The organism is Chitinophaga sp. OAE865, assembly GCF_040546735.1.
Classification (GTDB): Bacteria; Bacteroidota; Bacteroidia; order Chitinophagales; family Chitinophagaceae; genus Chitinophaga; species Chitinophaga polysaccharea_A.
Genome location: NZ_JBEPOF010000001.1, coordinates 7000278 through 7022935, shown reverse-complemented (window position 1 = coordinate 7022935; position 22658 = coordinate 7000278). Strand labels below are relative to the sequence as shown.

Below are 22658 nucleotides of genomic sequence, written 5' to 3'. Positions count from 1 at the left end.
GCAAAAAAGAGGAACGGTCAATTTGTTATGGCAGCGGTTACGCATTTTGCTGTAAACGTTTTTTGCTGTATTTTGCTTCCTTTCTATGGAACTAATCCCATCATTCCAACATCATGCATGATAATGAATTATGGTACTCCTATAAGGAAGGAGATGTAAAAGCCCTGGAAGGATTATATGAACAGTATTATTCCCCGCTCACGAATTACGGATTTAAATTTACGCCCGATAATGTATGTATAGAAGAAAGCATGCAGGATCTTTTCCTGAGGCTATGGCAGAACAGGGAGCGTATTACACGTCCGGCGGCAGTGAAGCAATACCTGTATCTTTCCTTCCGGCGCATCCTGCTCCGCAGGCTGGAGTATAATCCATCCCGGCATGAGGAGGAACTGAGCGGGGAACATATTCCTTTCCGGTTTGATCTTACCTGTGAGCACCCGGTAGTGAAGAAAGAGCGCATGGAGGAACTTATGGTGAAAGCTAATGCATTGCACAGCGCTTTAACCAACAGGCAGCGGGAAGCGGTATTTCTGAAATATTATGAGGAGCTTTCCTACGAAGAGATTGCAGAGATCATGCACATGAGCACAGGGGTGGCCAACATACTGATATACCGGGCCCATGAGCGTTTGCGCGAACAGTTCCGCGATTTTACCCTGCTTCAGCTCCTGTATCTTTTGAAGCGGCGCTGAAAAGATCTCCTGTAAATAATTTAAAAAGAAAAAAGCAGCGAAGAACATTTTCGCTGCTTTTTTTTGCTATGCTGTTTTACAGAAAGCTATGTGATCATGTATCAGCGGTATTTTCTGGTAGCCGTTGGTAAGACCCAGTTGCAGGTCAAGCCAGAGGATATACGCGCATGGCTCCATGCCGGTGGTAGAGAACACCAGGCTGTTGTTATGGTATTCTGCTGCGGCCGGTGGTGGTCCGCCATTGAAAGCAGACGGCAGTACCGGGTTTCCTTCAAAGCGGATAGTAAATGCTTCGATGTGCGGATGGGCAATGGTATACTGTGCGGTAACGGTGGTGGTAATACCGCCGCAGCCGTGGCCACTGCCGGTAGTTTCACCGATTTCGAGCATCGCTGCAGCAGCAATATTTTCGTCGCCGGTATAGCCCCAGCCCGGGTGCCTTCTTTGTTTATAATTTACATTGGATACTACTATCTTCTCCAGTGTATTGACGGCGGTGAGCGTAGTAGTGCCAACTTTCCTTGCTTCGAAAATAATCTTGAAAGTATGAACATTGGCTCTTTGCGCAGGAGGTACCGCATTGCCGGCTACGAGCACGGAAGGAGCAGTAAGATCAAAATTATCCCTTGCGAAGGCGGTACCGGCGGCATTGAGCGCCAGCTGCGAAGTATTGAGGATGGCCAGTACACCGTTGGTAGGCGTAAAGATACCGGTCGTCAGGTTGTTGCCACGGGGCACAGGGATCCATACTTCGCCGGCGCTGTTGAGGGCAGGGGTAACAATTACGGGATCGTGCGTCCAGGTGGTGGGACCGGTTTGCTTCAGCAGTTCGCCGATCTTGAATGGCAGCAATGCGCTGAGCACCTGTGCAGCGCTGAGCTCATAGCTGGTATCTGCATTAATGATGCGGAAACGGTACTCCATTTCATTGGAGTTGGTACCGCTGGGCAGGGTGCCGTTGAGATCCAGCGCGCCATAGAAAGAGAGACGGGGCACATCGGTAGTGTATCCCTGCGCATCGAACTGGGCCGCGGTAGGACCAATGTCGTAGGCGCCTACTCTTTCGAAGAGGGCGGGTACTTCATTGTTGGGAGTGATATCGTCCGGTACGCAGAGCTCAATACAAAAGCAGGGGCCGCGATTGGTGCGGTCTGCACGGTGACCGGTACTACGGTCTTCCTTCAGCAATACAGCACCGGACACTGGTTCTGTGATGCTGAAGTAAAGATCCGGTCCGGCGGGCCATTCCACGTTAAGCCAGGGTGAAAGGAGCGTCTGGCTGAAATCGGCCATGGTATAATCAATCCGGAAATGACCGCTGGCATCGGTGAGCTGGCTGCCGAGAGGATCATCCTGGAGCCAGTCTACATCAAACGCGGCTACGCGCAGGCCTTGCAGGGGCTTCTGGGTTTTACAGTTGACCACGCGGCCGCAAATTACCCACGAGTCGTATTTAGCCCTGATAAGGCACCACCACCGGCTGGGGATCAGATATTCCCAGGAAGCTAGGAAATCGTTTTCCTGCGCACGCCAACGGGGTTGCAGCGTGGTGATGTGGAACTGTAAAGTGGGCAGCGGGCCGGGATAGGGTTTGGGACGTGGCACATTGCCGCATTCGAAGTCGATGTCGAATGCTTCGCCTTCATATTTGCTTTCCCGCCCCAGTGTAAAGGAGAAGTTGCCTTCTGCATCGGTGAGGGTTTCCGCCAGCAGGTTGCCGGCTTTCTTTTTGGCTTCTTCCGCAGATACTTCATGGAAGGTTTCCTTTTCCGCGGCGGTGGCCTGCAGGATCACTTCCCGTGAAACTGCAGCCCGGTAAAGCCTGATCTTAACGTTGGCAATGGCTTCTATGCAGTATTTGTCGCACAGAAGTCCTTTTAAATTGCCTTTGAACTGGTAGCTCATGACATTTTATTTTGGGGTTATCGGAAACAGGAGCAGGTGCTTTTTGGGGTGTTAGTTATCATAAATTTTGGGGCTGTTGGTACAGTTGTAATGGCGCCTGCTGCTTTAGCAAAGCTCCACCTAAATTCATTCGCCATCAAGAGGATAACTGCGCAAATTCAGGAATGCGTAGATATCACGCGGTGGCGGGAAAGTGCTGATAAACGGAAGGGTATCCGGGAGGGACGGGATGAAAGGGCTTGTCTTCCCGGTTAGGTTTGGTTAACAGCAATTATTCCTGAAAGTCGCAATATTAATATTGATGCCATTGCTGCATAAAATGAACTGCTGAACTCTGATAATAATCCCAATCTGATAGCGATGGCGGAAGCACAGTAGGGCTTTATCAAAAATCGTCGGATTGGTTTTGCGATGCTGGAACTTTTCTAAAGACAGCCGGTTTACCCGTCTCTTTTTGTTAATGATCTTCTGTTAACCTTTTGTTTGCAGATGTTGAGTAATGATGAAATACATTCGCAATACATATACGGATTGAAAGGTACAAGGCAGCAGAAAAAATTGAATAATAATTAAATGAGCCAGAAATATTCGAGACTTTTAATAGATGAAAAACAGGTTGAATTTTTTTTAAGGCATGTGCTTGACTTTGATCCATCTGATTTGAAAGGAATTATTCCAGGTATAGTTGAAGGTGAGCTCGGCATATTGAAAGCACCATATGAAATGCAAACATATTCAAGTAATGTGTATAGGGATAAGGATTTCTTTGATGAAGATTCAAGGGCACAATTGAGAGTATCAATTGTAAACGAGTTATTACTCAAAACAAGATTAGAGAATGATGAAGATATTTGTTTAGGAAAGGGAGGCGCCTTGCCTGTTAACGGTATTATAAGAAATAGACAAGCGTTTATCCTGATCGGATTACCGGCATCGGGAAAATCGTCTGTTGCCTGCCATATGGCAGACACCTTTGGAGCAATAATTTTAGATCCGGATTTTGCGAAAAGGAAATTGCCGGAATATTCAGCACATGCTTTCGGTGCTTCATTAGTGCATGAAGAGTCAAGTAAGATAATTTCGAACCCCAATCCACAAATACCTTCCTTAACATTGAAGTGCATCGATTTAGAATACAACCTGCTTTTTCCAAAGATCGGGCATGACGTAAATGCGATAATAGATTTAGCTAAATCCTTACACTCCCGGAAATATGAAGTGCATCTGACTTTAATCTCTCTTTTAAGACAGAAAGCAACTATCCGCGCAATTCACAGATATTATGAGACAAAACGATATGTTCCAATAGGGCTAATATTTGACGGTTATGGGAATGATCCCTGCCTGACATACGATTTGATAAAAAATAAGTTATATGATTTTATTTCCAGTTATGGCGCAATTTCTACAGATGTTCCTAAAGAACAGCTGCCATACTGCATTGACTTATTGTATGATAACCCCGCCAAACTATTCGAATTCCGTGAAATGTCTTAATTTAGATAAATATGAAAAGGAGATATCTTGCAAAATCCAGCAAAACGGGAAAGGTTGATTTACCATCAAAAAAAATAAGAATTGCGTCCGGAACTAAAGAAAGTGGCCGGCAGCATGCTGAGGAAGATCTGTATAAACGGTATTCCACCATAATGTCATATTATTACCACTCTGAAGCTGCAGAAATCAGGAATCTGATTACTGCAATGAACGCAAAGAAAGAGACTTTTTAACCGGCCTCCCATGTCCATTTCCGGACATCCCCTGTATTAAATCCGGACAAATTATAAATTCCCCTTATTCAATACCCCCTGATTTTAACGCTTCGCCCGGCTGGCATTTTGTTCGCTGCATTCCCCAGGCTTGTGCGACCGGTATTCCCAACTTCCAACTTTCTGTCCATGCTTAAAAACTATCTCAAAATTGCCTGGCGCAATCTCTGGAGAAATAAAGTTTTTTCTTTTATCAATGTAATGGGCCTCACCATTGGCCTTACTGCCTGCTTTTTCATTTTCCTTTATGTTCATTTTGAACTGAGCTATGATAAATTTCATAGCAAAGGAAACCGTATTTACCAGGTCGCCTGCGATGTAAAAACACCCAGTGAAACCATCAGGGGAGGTATTACACCCTGGCCGTTTGCTCCGAATATGCAACGCGATTTCCCTGAGATAGAAGCCTTTACCCGCTTTAGTAATGCCAACCTGCTGGTAAAGAAAGGGAACCTGAGCTTCCAGGAAGAACGCTCATTATTTGCCGATTCATCTATCTTCCGTGTATTTGATTTCAAACTGGTATACGGCAACCCCGCTACTGCGCTGAAAGAGCTGAACAGTATAGTGATGAGTAAAACAGCAGCAAAGAAATATTTCGGTGACAAAGATCCGGTTGGAGAAACTGTGTTGCTTACCGGCGATCAGATGCCTGCAACAATTACCGGGGTGATGGAAGATATGCCGCAGAATTCACAGATCAAGGCAGATATGCTGGTGTCAATGTGCACACTGACAAAGCTGAACCCAGGCTTAGATAAGTCATGGGGCAATTTTGGCGCAATTACTTTCCTGCTGCTGAAGCCCAATACCGATCCTGCTGCGTTAACGGCCAAATTCCCGGATTTTGTAGAACGTCATAACGGCGACGAAAGAAGAAAGGCAAAGATGTTTTATACTATTACGTTACAGCCGCTGGAGCAGATATACCTGCATTCCGACAGGCCCGCTTTTGAGAACGGCAGCATGACCAATGTGTACATTTTTTCCGTTATAGCCATCTTTATCCTGTTTATTGCCTGCATTAACTTTATCAATCTTACTACGGCAAGATCGGTGGAACGGGCAAAGGAGATCGGTATTCGTAAAGTTGTAGGCGCCACCCGGGTGGAACTGATCCGGCAATTTATAGGAGAATGTGTATTACTCTGCCTGATGGCTTTTGTGTTTACAGTGATATTGTTTGTAGCGCTGTTGCCCGCATTTAACCTGCTGGCGGGTAAAACCATCAGTACCGGCTTGTTTGCCAATGCATGGTACATTGGGATTTTACTGGTAGCCGCCATAGGCATAGGATTGCTGGCAGGCGTGTACCCGGCGCTGGTGTTGTCGTCTTTCAGGCCCGCAACAGTGCTGAAAGGCCATTTCTCTACAAGTACCAGGGGCATCTTCCTGCGCAAAGGACTGGTGATAACGCAGTTTGCTATTTCCATTGCATTAATTACAGGCACTATCGTGGTGTATCTTCAAATGCACTATGTGCATAATAAGGATCTGGGCTTTAATAAAGAACAGGTGTTGGTGATAGACACCCACGGCGATCCGGCAAAGCATAGCTTCAGCGAAGCGATCATGGATATTCCGAAAGTGACCTCGGTATCCGTTTCTTCAGGTATTCCCGGTGGCCAAACAAATGGCGCTTATTCAGAGATTCAGAATAAACAGGGAGATATGCAGGTAGCTAACCTGGACCTGTATTCTGTGGATTATAATTTTTTACAGCAGTATAAAATGAAGATAGTGGCCGGCCGCGGATTTTCACGTGATTTCGGCAGCGATTCCTCGCATGCACTGGTGATCAACGAAGCCGCGGCAAAACTATTTGGTTATGCTACCCCGGCGGAAGCCATCGGCAGAAGTTACCGCCAATGGGGCCACACCGGCACCATTATCGGCGTGGTGAAAGATTTTCATTTCCGCTCCCTGCAGGAAAATATCAAACCGCTCACTATGCGCATGGAACCGCAGGATTGCGATATGGTATCGGTGAACGTGGCGCCCGGCAACCTGTCTGGTACTATTGCCGCCATCGAACGTAAGTGGAAAACGCTGATGCCTAACCGCCCGTTCAATTATTTTTTCCTGGATGAATTCTTCGACAGGCAATACCGCTCTGAAGAGCGTTTTGGTAAGCTCTTTCTCAACTTCGCCGTGCTGGCAATTATCATTTCATGCCTCGGTTTACTCGGACTGGCCTCCTACAGTGCCTTGCAGCGTACCCGGGAAATAGGTATCCGCAAGGTAATGGGCGCATCTGTAACAGATATCGTAAACCTCTTATCCAAAGATTTCCTTAAACTGGTGCTTATCTCCTTTGTAATAGCTACTCCCGTCGCCTGGTATTTTATGCACAAATGGCTACAGGCATTTGCGTACCGGATCAGTATTGGCTGGTGGGTATTTGCCTTATCCGGTTTTATTGCCCTTGTTATTGCTATCGGCACTATCAGCTACCAGGCATTGAAAGCCGCATTGGCAGATCCCGTGAAAAGCATGCGGGCAGAATAGCCTTAAAATGTTGTAAGCGGTTTTGGAATAAATATTATTCCTGTTACTTTTGATTTCCCCGGTAAATAGTGCTTACGGCGCAGAATTTTGTATTTTACCCGTTAGTACCATCAAAAAGGGAATCTATTTAAGTAACACCGGTAATGATAAAATTCCACCACCTTTGTCTATGTATCTTCCTGTTGCTATGCTGCGCCTATAACGCTTCCGGCCAAACGGACGGACTGGGCTTTTACAGTCATGAAGTAATACAGGAAAAAAGGACAGGCCTGGCATTAGGAACCACAAACGCTCTCTGCTTTACAGGCAGCTTTGAATTATCTTTTGAGATCTCTTTTATCCCCCAGCAAAAAAATTATTTCGGTTATGTGGTCAGGATCATCCGTGACGAAACACAGAACATAGATATTCTTTACGACTATGACCCTAAATTTGGAGATAAACATTTTCGCGTGGTCCTGGGCGATAGCTATTCGCATATCTCCTTCAGCATCCCGGGAATTGGCATAAACGACGAATGGCATACCATCCGGTTAAAATTTGACCAGCAGCGGGGAATGCTCACGGTTGTGCGTGACCGGGAGATCGTTAGTGAAAAAGTAAATTTCCCGGAGAAAGCCTGCTATAAGATTTTCTTTGGCGCAAACGATTACCAGTCGTTCCGTAACGCGGATGTGCCACCCATGAAGATCCGCAATGTACAGGTAAAACAAAATGGCGCCCTCCGGTATACCTGGCCGCTGAATGAGGAAAACGGTACGGTTGCGGCAAGCGCTCATGGTAATCGCCCTGGCGTTGTAATAAATCCACTCTGGATAAAAAAGATGCACCGCAACTGGCAGCCCTTACAGCATTTTTCTGTGAACGGCCCCGCCACAGTAGCTTTTAACCAGCAGAAAGGTATTCTTTATATCGTTACCCGCGATTCCTTATTCAGCTACTCCGTAGCCTCCAATAAAATAACGCCGGCCGCTTATACTACCGGGCCACAGCATATATTCAGCGCCTATCAATCGGTATATAATCAACGCGCCAACAGTATTCTTACCTTTTCCCGCGACCTCCTGGTACTGGGTAGCCTGCAGCCTGACTCGCTCTCCTGGAATAAATACCTTGATAACCCCGGCCGCTCTCAGGGCTATAGCCACTTTAATAAATACCTGCAGGGCGATAGTATTCTTTATACTTTTAACGGCTATGGTTTCTTTGTGTATCAGAACGATGTTTTCAGTGCACGATGGCCATTTACCGGCAACTACCAACGCGATTCCACCGGTGGCACCATCACGCCGCGGTACCTGGCGGCAGCGGGGGGCGACAGTAACGGGGTATACATCATTGGCGGGTACGGCAACACTTCCGGCAGGCAGGTGCTGAACCCTAAAAATTTATACGACCTCCATTACTATGATGCCTTCCGGCATACCTTTAAAAAATTGTATACGCTTAGAAAAGATACAGAGGAATTTGTGTTTGCCAATTCCCTGGTGATCCGTAAAGAGGACAATGCCTTTTATGGATTGATATTCCCGAAAAATAAATTCAACACAACACTGCAGATGGTCAAAGGATCACTGACCCAACCGGAGCTTCAGCCGGTAGGAGACAGTATCCCCTATGAGTTCCTGGATGTAGACGCCTTTGCGGACCTGTTTTATAGCCCGGCCGACAAACGTTTTGTGGCGGTAACCCTCTACAGCCCGGATGATCATAGCCATACCAGGGTAGGTATTTTCTCATTGTACGATCCGCCGTTCCCGGTTACACCGCCTGCTGCGCCGGCTGCCGGTGTAGAGAAAAAATGGTGGCTGGCCATTGCCCTGCTCACCGTTATTTTATTACTGATAAGTATTGGCGCCAGGTTCCGCAAAAAGAAAACACCACCTGTTACAGGCCTTACCACAGTGCCGGACAACAATTCTCACATAGAGGCTGCCCCCCCGCAAGCAAGCGCAGTATACCTCTTTGGCGATTTCCAGGTATTTGATGCCAGCGGCGCCGAGATCACGAAGTTATTCACCCCACTGATCAGGGAATTATTCCTGGTGACCCTGCTGTATACCTTGAAGTGGGAAAGAGGCATCAGCGCGGAAAAGCTGAAAGAACTGCTCTGGTTTGATAAGTCGCCGGAAAGCGCGCGTAATAACCTGGCGGTGAATATTGCCAAGCTCAAAAGTATCCTTGATAAAACCGGTGGCTGTGAGATCTCCAAAGACACCGGATACTGGAAAATAAAAACCAGTGGGGTATTGTATATCGATTACCTGGCTTACCTGGCAGACGCCCGGCAGGCAGTAAAACCAGACCGTGCTGACATTACGGCAATGACCGGCATTATCCGGCGTGGCAGTTTTTTACCGGCTGAAGAGCATGAATGGCTGGATCCCTTCAAATCCGATATTTCCAATGATATCATCGATCGCTTCCTCCGTTATGTGGCCATCACCGACCTTAAAGAAGATCCCGCTTTCCTGGTGCAGGTGGCCGACTACCTCTATGCATTTGATCCGGTGAATGAAGATGTGATGCGCGTGAAATGCAAGGCGCTGGTAGCGCTGGGAAAACACTCCCTGGCTCGAACAGCCTTTACAAATTTTACCCGGGATTACCGGAAATTGTATGGGGAAGATTACCAGCCGGACTTCCAGCAAACCATTTCCTGAACTTATCCTGATCTTTTCCTGAAAGGAAATTAGTGCGCTTATTAATGTGTTAACCGCTTTTTTTTTGTCTTTTTTTTCCGGAAACGGCCGGATTAATCTTTTATTAATCATTTATTATCGCTTCCCGCTTTACTTGCATTGGCATTACCAAAAATCAATCAACTGGTTGTATTTTATAAAAACTGTATGACGATATGAAACGTTTAGCTATTCCGTTTTTTTTAATGATGTATGTGATGGGTACCGTTAATGCCCAAACGAAACCGGCTGCCAAAAAGTCGCCTGTAAAAACTACTCCTTCCGCCAAAACCAAAGCAACAGTGGCGCCGGCCATTAAACCACAGGATATTGAAGAAGGCAAAATGTTGCTCACCAAATCCGATTGCCTGGCCTGTCATAAAGTGGATACCAAAGTGGTAGGCCCTGCTTACGCCGATGTGGCAAAGAAATACCCATATTCCGCAGCTAATGTGGAACTGTTGTCGTCCAAGATCATTAACGGCGGCTCCGGTAACTGGGGTGCAGTGCCCATGGCAGCACATCCTTCGCTGGCGGCCGCGGATGCAAAAAAAATGGTGACGTATATTCTCTCTTTAAATGCTAAATAAAGTTCCGCGTTCATGAAAAGAAACTCATTACTGCTACTGGCACTCGCCGGGTTCAGCCTGTTTATCTATCAATGTAAAGTATCCAGCAAAACAAGCGGCATAAAAAAAGATGCGGCCGGGAATATTATCGTCAACCCCCATCCTTCTCCCGCTTATCAAACGGTAAAGGAGAGTATGAAGTCCATCCAGGTGCCGGATGGCTATCATCTGCAGCTGGTAGCCAGCGAGCCGATGATCAAGGAGCCCGTGGCTATTGTATGGGATGGCAACGCCAGGATGTACGTGGCGGAAATGCGTACCTATATGCAGGATATCAATGGTACCGGTGAAAACCTGCCCATCTGCCGCATCTCGTTACTGGAAGATACCAATGGCGATGGTACCATGGATAAAAGCTCCACGTTTATCGACAGCCTTGTGTTGCCCCGCATGATGCTGTGCATAGGACATAAACTGCTGGTAAATGAAACCTTTACCTATAACATCAGGAGTTATGAAGATACCAACGGCGATGGCGTAGCAGATGTGAAAGAACTGGTATACAAGAACGACAGGCCCGATACCCGTAACCTTGAACATCAGAAGAGCGGCCTGGTGTGGAATATAGACAACTGGATCTACGTAAGCTGCGACCCTGTGCGTTACCGTTATGTAGATGGTAAACTGGTGCCGGATAGTTTAACCAACTCTCCCGGCGGGCAATGGGGATTAGGGAATGATGATTACGGAAGATTGTTTTTCTCCAGTGCAGGCGCCGAAATTCCGGCGCTGGGCTTCCAGATCAATCCTGCTTATGGTTTCCTGAATCCCAACGACCAGTATAACCGCGATTTCCTGGCGGTATGGCCTATCATTGCCACCCCCGATGTACAGGGAGGTATGAACCGGCTCCGCCCCGATACCACGCTTAATCATTTTACAGCCAGCTGCGGGCAGTCGGTTTTCAGGGGAGATGCGTTGCCCGCTGATCTTAAAGGCGACCTGCTGATCTGTGAGCCGGTAGGCCGTTTGATCCGCCGCGCTAAAGTAACCGATGTGGATGGGAAGATCACACTGAAGAATGCTTACGATGGTCAGAAAGAATTCATCACTTCCTATGATATGAACTTCCGCCCGGTGAACACTGCCACCGGCCCGGATGGATGCCTGTATATAGTAGATATGTACCGCGGCATTATCCAGGAAGCCACCTGGACAGCCGAAGGCAGCTTCCTGCGCCCCCGCATCCTGCAAAAGGGACTGGAGAAAAATATTGGCCGTGGCCGCATCTACCGCCTGGTGCACGATGGTTATAAACCTGACGCCAAACCCAAACTGCTGGACGCTCCCGGCAGCACTCTCATTACTTACCTGGATCATGCCAACGGCTGGTGGAGAGATAATGCACAAAAGGAAATAATTGCCAACGGCGACAGGTCGGTAGTGCCCGATCTCAAACTCATTGCCACCGGCAAACATGCCACCATCGGTAAAAATAACGGTGCACTGGCGCGGATCCATGCACTGTGGACACTGGAAGGGCTGCATGCTATTGATAAAGCAACCCTGTTCGCCGCCCTCGGCGATACGGATGCCCAGGTGAGAAAAGCCGCTGTATGGATCAGTGAAGCCTTCCTGAAAGAAGACGATGAAGAAGTGATCGGCAAACTGGCTTCGCTGCAAAATGATCCCGCCGCAGCAGTGCAGGTACAGTTGGTACTGTCATTGTCCGTGAGCAGATCTGAAAAGGCAAAAGCCCTGCAAACCGCCATGGTGAGCCATTCCGCCTATACGAAAATGCTGAACAGCGTTGCCGGTAGCGTGGAAGTGAACAACAATACCAAACTGTTTGGCAGCCGCCTTGCCAATATGCCGGCAGCCCACCGCAATCTTATCCTGAATGGCGCCAACATCTACAAACAGCTTTGTTCCACCTGTCATGGGCCGGATGGAAAAGGTATCGTGGTAGGAGGCGGCAGTGCGGCTGCACCGCCATTTGTAGGGTCCAAACGGGTTAACGGCGACAAAGCCCTGATGATGAAAATACTGCTCAATGGATTGTCTGGCCCTATTGATGGTAAAACCTATACCGATGTGATGGCTCCTTTCGGCGCTACCAATACCGATGAATGGGTAGCATCCATATTAAGTTATGTACGTTATAATTTCGGAAAAGCAGAGAAAGGAAAATCACCGGTGGTAGATGTGGAAAGCGTAAAGAAGATGAGAGCCGCCACCGCCGGCCGTGATAAATTCTGGACAATGGAAGAGCTGGAGCAGTCTGCCCGGTAAGCCCGTTGACAATACCGCAGTGATCCCCCGCTATCCGGCGGGGGATCACGCTATTAATGCGGAATATATACCGGATACCCGCCTTTTGCCTGCAGGTATTGTAAAACAATCCCTATTTTCAGTTATGAACAGCCAATTATAAATTGTATTTTGATGCGGTCATACACCGGATCCCAGATCATCATAACACTCAGGAAAATTTACCGCTTCGTTCCGGCATCTTAAAAGAAGGCGCCCCGAAATAATGATAGCGGTAAAACCCATAACCAGTCCGGCGTTTTAAAAGAAAACCCGGAGAATTATATTCCACTTAACTGTAAAAAACTCATGCGAAGGAACACACACAGTATAACCGTTTGCGTTATAGCATTCTTCACATCTCTTCCTGCATTGGCGCAGCGCACGGAGCTGAAGCTAAAATACAACCACCCCTCAGGCAAGGTGTGGGAAGCCGCCCTGCCGGTAGGCAATGGCCGCCTGGCCGCCATGGTGTATGGCAACCCGGAAAGCGAACTGATACGGCTAAACGAAAATACGGTATGGAGCGGAAGCCCTAACCGCAACGATAATCCCCATGCGCTGGCGGCATTGCCGGAAATCAGGCAGCTGATATTTGACGGCAAAATGAAAGAAGCCAGCCAGATGGCGGCAAAGAATATCCAGGCGGAAAAGATCAACGGTATGTGCTATCAGCCGGTCGGAGACCTGCAGCTGGATTTCCCGGGGCACAACCAGTACACCGGCTATGCAAGGGAACTGGATCTGCAAACTGCCGTAGCCGCCACCAGCTACACGGTAAACGGCGTAAAATACACCCGCCAGGTATTTGCATCCATACCAGACCAGGCGATCATTATACAGCTTACTGCCAGTAAACCCGGCAGCATTACTTTTAACGCCGGCATGAAAAGCCCGCAGAAATCGAACGTGGTTACCAGCGGTAATAACGAACTGGTGTTATCCGGTATCAGCGGCGATAAAGAAGGCGTGCCCGGCAAGGTGAAGTTCCAGTCGCAGGTAAAATTTAAAACCAGCGGCGGTAAAACTGCCGCTGATGGAAGCACTATCAGCGTTACCAACGCAGATGCGGTGACCATCTATGTTTCCATCGCCACCAACTTTGTAAACTATGCAGATATAAGCGGCGATGAAGTAAAGCGTACCACCGCATATATGCAAAAGGTATGGCCAAAGCATTTCGCCGGTTTACTGAAAGATCATATTGCCGCTTACCAGCATTTCTTTAACCGGGTACAACTGGATCTTGGTACAACTGATTCCATCAAAAATCCAACAGATATCCGTGTAAGGGATTTCAGGGAAGGTAATGACCCGCAGCTGGTAACATTGTATTTCCAGTTTGGCAGGTACCTGCTCATTGCCGCATCACAGCCGGGAGGCCAGCCAGCCAACCTGCAGGGTATCTGGAACCCGCTTATGAACCCGCCCTGGGGCAGCAAGTATACGATCAACATTAATACAGAAATGAATTACTGGCCTGCGGAAGAAACGAATCTTTCTGAGATGCATGAGCCGCTGATACAAATGGTGAAAGACCTGTCTGTTACCGGCCGGGAAACCGCAAAGGTAATGTATGGCGCCGGTGGATGGGTAGCCCATCACAATACGGACCTGTGGCGTATCACAGGGCCGGTAGACGGTATCTACTCTGCCATGTGGCCCATGGGAGGCGCATGGTTAAGCCGCCATACCTGGGAGAGATACCTGTTTAACGGCGATAAGCAATACCTGCAAACGGTATATCCTGCATTGAAAGGCGCCGCACAGTTTTACCTTGATTTCCTGGTAGAAGAGCCGGTGCATAAATGGCTGGTAGTATCCCCGTCCATGTCGCCGGAGAATAGCCCCAAAGCCTATCCGGGCATATCTATCGCGGCCGGCGCCACTATGGATAATCAACTAGTATTTGATCTCTTTACCAATACTATTCATGCAGCAGAAATATTACATACTGATGAAGCATTAATAGAAAAAATGAAAGCTGCGCGCAAACGCCTGCCACCTATGCAGATAGGCCAGTACAACCAGTTACAGGAATGGCTGCAGGACCTGGATAACCCTAACGACAAACACCGTCACGTATCTCATTTATTCGGGTTGTACCCGGCAAACCAGATCTCTCCTTACCGTACGCCCGCCTTATTCAGCGCTGCCCGTACCTCGCTGCTGCAGCGCGGCGATATTTCCACGGGTTGGTCTATGGGCTGGAAAGTGAATCTCTGGGCGCGTTTGCTGGATGGTGACCACGCATGGAAACTGATCAAAGACCAGCTTACGCCTGCAGGTGTAAACAAAGGAGAGAACAGTGGTGGTGGTACCTATCCAAATTTATTTGATGCGCATCCTCCTTTCCAGATCGATGGGAACTACGGCTGTACAGCAGGTATTTGTGAAATGCTGCTGCAAAGCCAGGATGGCGCTGTTCACCTGTTGCCGGCGCTGCCGGGCGACTGGAAGAACGGCCGTGTAAGCGGCCTGCGTGCACGTGGTGGTTTTGAGATCAGGGAAATGGTGTGGGAAAATGGCCAGTTGAGTAAGGTCACCATCCGCTCCACGCTCGGTGGCAAATGCCGTTTGCGGGTACCCAACGCACTGAAGGAAAATGGCCAGCTGAAAGCGGCTGCCGGCGAGCAAACCAATCCTTTCTTCCAGCTGGAGCCAACAGCGCCTGCCCTGGTAAGTGAAAAAGCAAAAGTGGAGGAGCTGCCACTACCCAATACAATATTGTATGACCTGGAAACGCAGGCGGGTAAAACTTATACGTTTGTAAAGAAGTAAGCGCGGATTTTGTCTGACTCAGGATTAAACTGATTACACTGATTACGCTGATTTGATTTTGTCAATGATTAAAAAAGATTCGGGGAGATAGAAGCGAAAATATCCGCTTAAATCTCCCCAAATCATTTAAATTCCAAAGTAATCCAATCAGCGTAATCAGTGTAATCAGTTTAATCCTGAGTCAGACAAAATCCGCTTAGAGCACCAGCTGCTCATGCAACCGCATCAGCGTGTCTTCCGGGTTGGCGCTGCAAAAGCCCGGGTGTACCCTTGAGGTTTGCACCACGCTGCTGCGCATGGCGGTAAGCCAGCGGAAACGGCTGGCCATATCCAGCGCCCCGATAGGGCCGCCGGCTTTACTGCCTTTGGAAATTTCCACGAAGGCATCCAGGTAGGGGCGGATGGTATTAACATCTGCCTGTGGAGACAAGGCATGTAATTTTTCTTCGTTTAATGTATACACTGCCCGTAAAAATTTTTGTTGCCTGCAATAAAGAATGACACCAACATTCAGAAACTCTTCCCGCTCCACGCTTGGTACCACCCGTATTACCGCGTACTCATATAAGTGATTCTCTTGCATGTTGTGCTTCTTTTACAAATATCCCGGAGTGGCTGATCCGGTTAGTTAAAAATTCAAAATATACCTGGCGCCTTTCTTCCGGTGTAACATCGTTGCTGTCTTCACTTTGCAGCCATGCTTCCGGGATGATGTTTACCACGGCGCGAATGCGTTCGGGTGTGAGTATTAAGCGGAAGGCGGTATCCACCTTTTCCAGTTCACCGGCCTGTGGCAGCAGCACATGATCTTTTACCTGTACAAAGGGACGTAGCGATTGTTCGCGCCAGTTTTGCCAGGAGTGGTGAAAGTAAAGCGATGCGCCATGATCAATCAGCCACAGCTCATTGCGCCACATCAGCATATTGGTATTACGCGCGGTGCGGTCTACATTGGTAAGGAGACAATCGAGCCACACGATCTTGGATGCCGTTAACGCATCAATGGTATTTACCGTTGGATCGTATGTAGTAGCGCCGGATAAATAGTGAAGGGCAAGATTGAGCCCCACGCTTTTCTTCAGCAGGTCCTGTATTTCCTCATCGGGCTCTGTACGGCCAAAGGCAGCATCCAGGTTGGCAAATACCAGCTCCGGTATTTTAAGTTTGAGTATCCTGGCCAGTTCGCCGCCAATTAATTCTGCGATGAGCGCTTTTACGCCCTGGCCTGCGCCCCTGAACTTCAGGGCATACAGGAACCCGTCGTCTGCTTCGGCAATAGCCGGCAGCGAGCCTCCCTCACGTAACGGCGTTACGTAGCGGGTTACATTCACCGTTCTGAGCTGAAGCTGTATATCTTCTGTCATCTGATATCTGGTTCGTTTGCTTAATATAGATCTATACCTGGGCAAAGTAACCAAATATCTTTTATACGGAGACGATCTCCTGCAGGGGTTTGCCCATAAAAGCCGCGTAGGCGGCAGCTGCGGGGTTTATTTTTTTAGCGGGGACCATCAGCTCCGTGGTAACGGTGAGGTGCCGGCTGCTTTCTTTCCGGCTCCAGGTACCGCTTATCTGCCCGTTAACCACAATTACAGGCTTAAAGATACCATAACCGGCAGCCGCGGGATGTCCGGCGGGGAGAATATCGCTGCGGTCTTTATAGGCCACGGCATATTCATCGTAGCAGGGGAGGAGGAAAGTGGAAGAGATGCTGCGTTTACTTACCGGGGCCGCTGCGGCAAACCAATAGGCGTTACCGTTAGTAACGGTGTGGGTAAGATGTTGGCTGTTGAGATGTAATCCTTTTTTGATGTCTGCCATATTCAGCCCGCTCCACCATTGGAAATCCTGCAGGGTGGCGGGGCCCCGGCTGCTGAAGTAGCAAAGCGTAAGCCGGGCAATGGCTTCGTCCCGGCCGGGCAGTGGCGCTGCAGGCGCACGTTCTGAAAGCAATGCGTAAGTGAATTGCTTTCCCTGCCGTGGCCCGCTGCAGATAAGTCCTTCCAGTTCCGCTTCCATCAGGAAAAAGCCAAGCCGGATATCGTCGGTATTGATCTTTGCTTTAGCCAGCAGCTGGAGGATGGCTGTACGGGTAAGGAATTTATGATCGCTGAGCGCATTGGTAATAATGGTATTGCTGCGTTTAAGGTCTTTATCCGTGATGCCCAGTTTAGTATGCAGTCTTTTATTAAAGGCTTTTATCTTAGGGCCGGTGAGCTGCAGCATCCAGCGGATATCTTCCGGCGCTACAAAGTGCCAGGTGGGGCGCAGTACATGGGTGCGCAGGATTTTCCCATCGTTAAAATCCTTTTCAATGGAAGCATCAGTGCTGCCTTTGATACGGTTGCCAATGGCCCATTTGGCGCCGGCGTAATCCTGCGCCTGTATACAGCCCATCCAGCGTACCAGCGCTGCCGGCTGCGTGAAGCTGGAGTGGAGAAGCTGCTGTTGTTGCAGCCGGTGTTGTGCGATCTGCTGACTGTTCATATTTCAAAATTACCGGTGGTTTGTGACAACCGTATGTCAGTTGGAAAAACCCGCTCAAGAAACTTTTTTCAGCATTTCCTTCAGCCGGTCTTTTACCAGTGTTTTAAGGGACGCAGGCGTAACAATATCGGCCTGGTCTGCAAAAGTGATATACCAGCGGGAAAAGGCTTGTATACAGGGCGCTTCAAACTCCATCCGGGTATGCGTTTTCCCCGGCTTTTCCGTAATAAAGCCATAGTTATATTTCTGCTCTGTAAGATAGCGGGCCATATTGTTGTGTACATTGATCACTACCGGGAACGATTGCCCCTTATCTTTGGGTTTGTTTGCCAGGTATTCGTTAAGGGAGATGTGCTCCTGCAGAAATGGCCGGTTCGTATCTTTTACAGACAGCATTCTTTCTGTTCTGAAGGGATGATATTTTTTCGAGGTATTGCAAAAGGCGATCGCATTCCAGGTACCGTTTTCCCGTAGGATGCCTATCGGCTCTATATCCCGCTCATTAATACCGGTTTCGGTAGCGTATTGGATATGGAGTATCTTCTTTTCGCCTATTGCCCTGATGAGCAGTGGCAGCGTATCGTTGAGCAGGTAATTATGTTCAGATACCTTATGGGTCACGATATTTTCCTCCAGGTCTTCCAGCACTTTTTTCTGCGCGTTACGCAATACAGCTTTTACCTTGAACATAGCGCCTTTAAAACGTTCGCTGTTTTGCAGGTCGGCATGCTGTTCCAGCATTTTCTCCGCCATCAGGAAGGCAATCACTTCTTCTTCGGTGAACATTACCGGCGGCAGGCGATAACCTTCCATGATGGAATAGCCCAAACCTTTTTCGCCAATAACGGGCACCCCGGCCTGTTCCAGCGAGCGCACGTCGCGGTATACGGTACGCAGGCTAACATCAAAGCGGTCGGCAATTTCCTGTGCCAGCACCAGTTTTTTGGATTGCAGATGTATCAGAATAGCGGTTAATCGGTCGAAGCGGTTCATCATCGTAAACAGTTAGCTGGATTCAGGTAACTAATTTAATGTTTTCCCTGCATATCGTTATTACGTTGCGTGTATTACCTTTGACACAGATAACAGCTTACACTTTATGATGAAACGTTTGTTTGTGATGGCATTGCTGCAAACAGGACTGGCAGCCGCCTGTTATGCCCAATCCGATGAATACCTGCAAAAGAAAAATGTGCCCGATACCATTTTACAACCTCGCAACCTGGTGCTGGCAGGAACTTTTAACGCCCAGAAGGCCCTGCTGCAATTGTTTCCCGGCAAATACTATCATCTCAGCAAGGAAAAATACCGCAATGAACTGATCAACTGGGAATGCAAAACCTGTAAGCCCAAATCCTACCCGGATGTAAACGGCGACGGAGATGCGGTATTCCCTTATTCCGAAGGAGTAGCCACCCGGCTGATCAATGAAATGGATTTTAAAGATGCTACAGGTTTACAGTACAAGGTGATCAGCTTTAACCATTCTGTATTTGATGAGGAAGGGCTTCAGACCTCGCGCTTTACCGGCGGGCTGCTGGGCCTGGCCAAGTTTGTGCTTACAGACGGAGGCTGGAAACTGCGCATGTTTCAGCCGGCTATTAAAGCTTATGGCGCGTTTTCAAATTGCCCGGCACCTAAGCCTTTGCTGATAGGAAACGACCAGTATGCATTTATGATCAGGCATAGCAACGGACCTGGCGGTGGCCCGTTCGACGGCGCCCTTTTCCTGGTGGCCGGCATTAATGGCGGCTACCAGCAGGTAATGGCCGCTTATGGTACAGAAAGAACAGCAGTAGGAGCGGAAGAAGGATTATCCAGCTGGACCAGCGAGTATACGGTACCAGCGGGTGATAAAAAATACTTCCGGGATATTGTGATCACGCTGAAGGGAACCGCTACCGCCAAAGATACAGAGGGACTTCCGGAGGAAGTGAAAAGCCTGCTGAAAGGCAAAAATAAAATACGGTTCACTGCCGTGGAAAGATATGTATACATGGGCAGCAAAGGCTACCAGCTGCAGTTGCCCGTAAAGGCCACTTTACTCAACTGATTCCGGTTGCAGGGCGGGTATATCCATACTGCGCCCTGTAATTTTCTGCCGGTGCATTTTTCCCCACACGGTTAATGAATGAAGCACATCCCCCAGGGTGTCGCTGTAATCTGTCAGCTCATATTCCATGATATGGCCGGCATCTTCCACCGGTATTCTTCTCACAAAACCATTCAGCTCCATTTCTTTCAGCTCATTAGAGAGCACCTTGGCAGAAATACCTGTTACTATACGCTGTAATTCATTAAAGCGTCTTCTATTGCCTATAAGCCCTACAATGATCTTCAGCTTCCATTTACCACCGATGGCATACAGCGCATCTCCTACTGCCGTAAGGGAGGCTGCGCAAGCCTCCGCCGAAGGACGTTGATGTTTATTCACGTTTAACAATTTTAACTTACCAAAAGGTTAGCAGTAACAAAAAAGTAAGGTTGAACTAATAGTTACCAAAGGTAAGTAGTTTTGGAAAATTAAAACTGAAATGTAACATGGGTAGAATATTGGTAACAGGAGCCACGGGCCAGCTTGGCAAAGTGGTAACGGAAGAATTACTGAAAAGAACGGATGCGGCCAATATCGCCGTATTGGTAAGGGATCCGGAAAAGGCGGCTGCCTGGCAGGCAAAGGGAGTAAAGGTGTTCAAAGGCGATTATAATGATTACAACTCCCTGGTAACTGCTTTCCAGGGTACTGATAAACTGTATTTTATTTCGGGCAACGATGTAACGGGCCGTATTTCCCAGCATGAAAACGTGGTGAATGCAGCGGTAGCGGCTCAAGTGAAACATGTATTCTATACCAGCTACCAGCACGAAGCGGAACCGGGTGCTTCAGCGGTGGGCATTGTTGCAGAAGCGCACCTGGCAACGGAAAAGCTCCTGAAGGCCTCCGGTTTGGCTTATACCATTCTTGCACATGCACTGTATGCGGATGTACTGCCTATGTTCCTGGGAGAAAAGGTATTGGAGTCCGGCATCATTTTCCTGCCTGCCGGCGATGGAAAAGCGCCTTATGCCACCCGTTACGACATGGGAGTGGCAGGAGCCATCCTGCTGCTTGGCGCAGGTCATGAAAATAAAACATACAACCTGGCGGCAGATACCAGTTATTCTTTCGGCGATATTGCACAGCAGCTGAGCGAACTGTCGGGTAAGCCAATAAAGTACATCCCCGCCTCCACGGCTGATTTTACCGCACAGTTAACCCAGGCGGGCGTACCGGCGGAAGGCATCCATATTCTGGCAGGTTTCAGTGGAGCAATAGCGCAGGGCGAGTTCGATTTCCCCGACACCACACTGCAGCAGCTTCTCGGCAGAAAACCGGAATCGCTGAAAGCGTTCCTCAAAGCGGCTTATGCGGAGTTTGTCTGACTCAGGATTAAACTGATTACGCTGATTACGCTGATTTGATTTTGTAATGATTTAAACAGATTTGGGGAGAACTAAGCGAAAGTATGTACTGCCCCCTAAAAGTTAGACACTTTTAGGGGGCATTTTTTATGGATAAACGCAGGAAATACAGTTTTGAGCAAAAATTAGCAATTGTGAGGGCAGTTTGGAATGATCATCAGTCCGTTAGTTCAGTGGCCAGACGTTATGGATGTAGTCGTTTTTGTATCCAACAATGGCTTGAGCATTATCGAATCGCAGGTAAAGCAAGCCTAAAGTTGCAGGTTGGTTTAAAGGTGTACACGAGTAGATTCAGGGTCAAAGTAGTTGAGGAAATTTTAAATAAGCCCTTATCTTTGATGGAGGCCAGCGCTATTTTCGGTATCTCAAGTGCTCCTACCATCTATAACTGGTTATGTATATACAAGCGTGAGGGCCGCCAGGGATTACTAATGGTGGGAAGTGGTCAAAAGAAACAACCCATGAAACGTAAAACATCGAAAGTAGATCAGAACTTAACAACTGAACAACAAGAATTAGCAGCCCTGAAAGCGGAAAATGAATGGCTGCGCACCGAAAATGCGTACCTAAAAAAGTTGGATGCCTTAATGAAGGAAGAACAAGCTCAAAACAAAAAGAAAAAAGAGCAAAAGCCATCAGGGAATTAAGGCGCGATTACAACCAGGATCTGCTTTTAAAAGCAGCAGGGATGGCAAGAAGTACATTTTACTATTATCAGAAAACGCGACAAGACAAAAGAACAAATCTAAAAACTCAAATCCTGCAGATTTATCATCATCATCAAGGCAGATATGGCTATAGACGAATTATGCTGGCTGTAAGAAAACAAGGCATCATTGTTAACCATAAAACTGTACTGCGAATCATGAGAGAATTGGGGATTAAGTCATTGGTAAAAGTAAAGAAGTACAAATCCTATAAAGGGGAACTTGGTAAAATAGCCCCCAATCTGCTACAACGTAATTTTTATGCTGCCAAGCCCAATCAGAAATGGGTAACAGATGTAACGGAGTTTAGTGTAGGAGGGGAAAAATTGTATTTATCACCAATCATGGACTTATATAACGGTGAAATAATCAGCTATACATTGGATAGACATTCCAGAGGTAATCAGACTGTAGAAATGCTAAAGAATGCCTTGACTAAGCTGCCAAAAAAAACAAAATTAATCATTCACTCTGATCAGGGATGGCAATACCAAATGAAGGCCTGGCAACGATTATTTAAGGGCAATAAAATCAGGCAAAGTATGTCTAGAAAAGGGAATTGCCTCGATAATGCAGCTATGGAAGGCTTCTTTTCAATATTGAAGTCAGAGTTGTTTTATCTGAAAAAATATGATTCCATAATTACACTGGAAAAGGATATTCGAGAATATATAGAATATTATAATAATGATAGAATCAAATTAAAACTAAACGGCTTGAGTCCAATACAATATCGAACTCAAGCCGCCTAATCAAAAAAAGTCTAAACTTTGGGGTGCAGTAC

At 47.7% G+C, this 22658-nt stretch carries 18 protein-coding genes; 12 read left to right on the top strand and 6 right to left on the bottom strand.

The window, feature by feature from the left end; translation table 11 throughout:
- Nucleotides 1-113 precede the first annotated feature (113 nt).
- On the top strand, nt 114-695 hold the full coding sequence (locus ABIE50_RS28005) for an RNA polymerase sigma factor (protein WP_209861652.1): 582 nt from the start codon (nt 114-116) through the stop codon (nt 693-695).
- 66 nt (nt 696-761) lie between these two features.
- On the opposite strand, the gene ABIE50_RS28000 is transcribed toward ABIE50_RS28005, so the two are convergent.
- Nucleotides 762-2600 carry a hypothetical protein gene (locus ABIE50_RS28000; RefSeq protein WP_209861650.1) on the bottom strand — a complete coding sequence of 613 codons (1839 nt, stop codon included), beginning with the start codon at nt 2598-2600 and terminating at the stop codon, nt 762-764.
- A 573-nt stretch (nt 2601-3173) separates the two neighbouring features.
- Between ABIE50_RS28000 and ABIE50_RS27995 the strand changes: the two genes are divergently transcribed.
- The 7 genes from ABIE50_RS27995 (at nt 3174) to ABIE50_RS27965 (ending at nt 15218) form a co-directional block, all read left to right on the top strand.
- Nucleotides 3174-4097, top strand: a complete 924-nt coding sequence (locus ABIE50_RS27995; RefSeq protein ID WP_209861648.1) for a zeta toxin family protein — start codon at nt 3174-3176, stop codon at nt 4095-4097.
- Nucleotides 4098-4108: 11 nt separating this feature from the next.
- A complete protein-coding gene (locus ABIE50_RS27990; protein ID WP_209861646.1) occupies nt 4109-4330 on the top strand; it encodes a hypothetical protein in 222 nt (73 codons plus the stop codon).
- A gap of 168 nt (nt 4331-4498) precedes the next feature.
- Nucleotides 4499-6877, top strand: a complete 2379-nt coding sequence (locus tag ABIE50_RS27985) for an ABC transporter permease (RefSeq protein WP_209861644.1) — start codon at nt 4499-4501, stop codon at nt 6875-6877.
- 143 nt (nt 6878-7020) lie between these two features.
- Nucleotides 7021-9540: an AfsR/SARP family transcriptional regulator gene (locus ABIE50_RS27980; RefSeq protein ID WP_209861642.1), complete on the top strand. Its 2520-nt coding sequence runs from the start codon at nt 7021-7023 to the stop codon at nt 9538-9540.
- A gap of 194 nt (nt 9541-9734) precedes the next feature.
- Nucleotides 9735-10148, top strand: a complete 414-nt coding sequence (locus ABIE50_RS27975; RefSeq protein ID WP_209861640.1) for a c-type cytochrome — start codon at nt 9735-9737, stop codon at nt 10146-10148.
- A gap of 12 nt (nt 10149-10160) precedes the next feature.
- Nucleotides 10161-12419: a DUF7133 domain-containing protein gene (locus tag ABIE50_RS27970; protein ID WP_209861638.1), complete on the top strand. Its 2259-nt coding sequence runs from the start codon at nt 10161-10163 to the stop codon at nt 12417-12419.
- A gap of 327 nt (nt 12420-12746) precedes the next feature.
- Nucleotides 12747-15218 carry a glycoside hydrolase family 95 protein gene (locus ABIE50_RS27965; protein ID WP_209861636.1) on the top strand — a complete coding sequence of 824 codons (2472 nt, stop codon included), beginning with the start codon at nt 12747-12749 and terminating at the stop codon, nt 15216-15218.
- 196 nt (nt 15219-15414) lie between these two features.
- On the opposite strand, the gene ABIE50_RS27960 is transcribed toward ABIE50_RS27965, so the two are convergent.
- The 4 genes from ABIE50_RS27960 to ABIE50_RS27945 all read right to left on the bottom strand — a co-directional run bounded on the left by ABIE50_RS27960 (nt 15415) and on the right by ABIE50_RS27945 (nt 18701).
- A complete protein-coding gene (locus tag ABIE50_RS27960; RefSeq protein ID WP_142686547.1) occupies nt 15415-15801 on the bottom strand; it encodes a DUF3037 domain-containing protein in 387 nt (128 codons plus the stop codon).
- A complete protein-coding gene (locus ABIE50_RS27955) occupies nt 15779-16582 on the bottom strand; it encodes a HipA family kinase (RefSeq protein ID WP_209861634.1) in 804 nt (267 codons plus the stop codon). Before ABIE50_RS27955 ends, ABIE50_RS27960 begins: the two co-directional genes overlap by 23 nt.
- Nucleotides 16583-16643: 61 nt before the next feature.
- Complete coding sequence (locus ABIE50_RS27950; protein WP_209861632.1) at nt 16644-17705, bottom strand: winged helix DNA-binding domain-containing protein; 1062 nt, start codon at nt 17703-17705, stop codon at nt 16644-16646.
- A gap of 54 nt (nt 17706-17759) precedes the next feature.
- Nucleotides 17760-18701: a helix-turn-helix transcriptional regulator gene (locus ABIE50_RS27945; RefSeq protein ID WP_209861631.1), complete on the bottom strand. Its 942-nt coding sequence runs from the start codon at nt 18699-18701 to the stop codon at nt 17760-17762.
- Between the two features lie 103 nt (nt 18702-18804).
- Here ABIE50_RS27945 and ABIE50_RS27940 point away from each other — a divergent pair, with 103 nt between their 5' ends.
- Nucleotides 18805-19758 (top strand): hypothetical protein, encoded by a 954-nt coding sequence (locus ABIE50_RS27940; protein WP_209861629.1) that lies wholly within the window; start codon nt 18805-18807, stop codon nt 19756-19758.
- Here ABIE50_RS27940 and ABIE50_RS27935 read toward each other — a convergent pair.
- Nucleotides 19747-20139: a winged helix-turn-helix transcriptional regulator gene (locus ABIE50_RS27935; protein ID WP_354028204.1), complete on the bottom strand. Its 393-nt coding sequence runs from the start codon at nt 20137-20139 to the stop codon at nt 19747-19749. The genes ABIE50_RS27940 and ABIE50_RS27935 overlap by 12 nt on opposite strands.
- A gap of 107 nt (nt 20140-20246) precedes the next feature.
- Between ABIE50_RS27935 and ABIE50_RS27930 the strand changes: the two genes are divergently transcribed.
- From ABIE50_RS27930 to ABIE50_RS27920, 3 genes are all read left to right on the top strand, one after another.
- Nucleotides 20247-21128 carry an SDR family oxidoreductase gene (locus ABIE50_RS27930; RefSeq protein WP_209861625.1) on the top strand — a complete coding sequence of 294 codons (882 nt, stop codon included), beginning with the start codon at nt 20247-20249 and terminating at the stop codon, nt 21126-21128.
- A gap of 128 nt (nt 21129-21256) precedes the next feature.
- Nucleotides 21257-21814, top strand: coding sequence for a helix-turn-helix domain-containing protein (locus ABIE50_RS27925; protein ID WP_209867496.1), 558 nt, complete (start codon nt 21257-21259; stop codon nt 21812-21814).
- On the top strand, nt 21709-22626 hold the full coding sequence (locus tag ABIE50_RS27920) for an IS3 family transposase (RefSeq protein WP_209867494.1): 918 nt from the start codon (nt 21709-21711) through the stop codon (nt 22624-22626). The genes ABIE50_RS27925 and ABIE50_RS27920 overlap by 106 nt, the downstream gene beginning before the upstream one ends.
- Nucleotides 22627-22658 lie beyond the last annotated feature (32 nt).

Coding starts and splice junctions, on each gene's coding strand:
- ABIE50_RS28005 (WP_209861652.1), top strand. CDS start 114: ATGCATGATAATGAATTATGGTACTCCTATAAGGAAGGAGATGTAAAA.
- ABIE50_RS28000 (WP_209861650.1), bottom strand. CDS start 2,600: ATGAGCTACCAGTTCAAAGGCAATTTAAAAGGACTTCTGTGCGACAAA.
- ABIE50_RS27995 (WP_209861648.1), top strand. CDS start 3,174: ATGAGCCAGAAATATTCGAGACTTTTAATAGATGAAAAACAGGTTGAA.
- ABIE50_RS27990 (WP_209861646.1), top strand. CDS start 4,109: ATGAAAAGGAGATATCTTGCAAAATCCAGCAAAACGGGAAAGGTTGAT.
- ABIE50_RS27985 (WP_209861644.1), top strand. CDS start 4,499: ATGCTTAAAAACTATCTCAAAATTGCCTGGCGCAATCTCTGGAGAAAT.
- ABIE50_RS27980 (WP_209861642.1), top strand. CDS start 7,021: ATGATAAAATTCCACCACCTTTGTCTATGTATCTTCCTGTTGCTATGC.
- ABIE50_RS27975 (WP_209861640.1), top strand. CDS start 9,735: ATGAAACGTTTAGCTATTCCGTTTTTTTTAATGATGTATGTGATGGGT.
- ABIE50_RS27970 (WP_209861638.1), top strand. CDS start 10,161: ATGAAAAGAAACTCATTACTGCTACTGGCACTCGCCGGGTTCAGCCTG.
- ABIE50_RS27965 (WP_209861636.1), top strand. CDS start 12,747: ATGCGAAGGAACACACACAGTATAACCGTTTGCGTTATAGCATTCTTC.
- ABIE50_RS27960 (WP_142686547.1), bottom strand. CDS start 15,801: ATGCAAGAGAATCACTTATATGAGTACGCGGTAATACGGGTGGTACCA.
- ABIE50_RS27955 (WP_209861634.1), bottom strand. CDS start 16,582: ATGACAGAAGATATACAGCTTCAGCTCAGAACGGTGAATGTAACCCGC.
- ABIE50_RS27950 (WP_209861632.1), bottom strand. CDS start 17,705: ATGAACAGTCAGCAGATCGCACAACACCGGCTGCAACAACAGCAGCTT.
- ABIE50_RS27945 (WP_209861631.1), bottom strand. CDS start 18,701: ATGATGAACCGCTTCGACCGATTAACCGCTATTCTGATACATCTGCAA.
- ABIE50_RS27940 (WP_209861629.1), top strand. CDS start 18,805: ATGATGAAACGTTTGTTTGTGATGGCATTGCTGCAAACAGGACTGGCA.
- ABIE50_RS27930 (WP_209861625.1), top strand. CDS start 20,247: ATGGGTAGAATATTGGTAACAGGAGCCACGGGCCAGCTTGGCAAAGTG.
- ABIE50_RS27925 (WP_209867496.1), top strand. CDS start 21,257: ATGGATAAACGCAGGAAATACAGTTTTGAGCAAAAATTAGCAATTGTG.
- ABIE50_RS27920 (WP_209867494.1), top strand. CDS start 21,709: ATGGCTGCGCACCGAAAATGCGTACCTAAAAAAGTTGGATGCCTTAAT.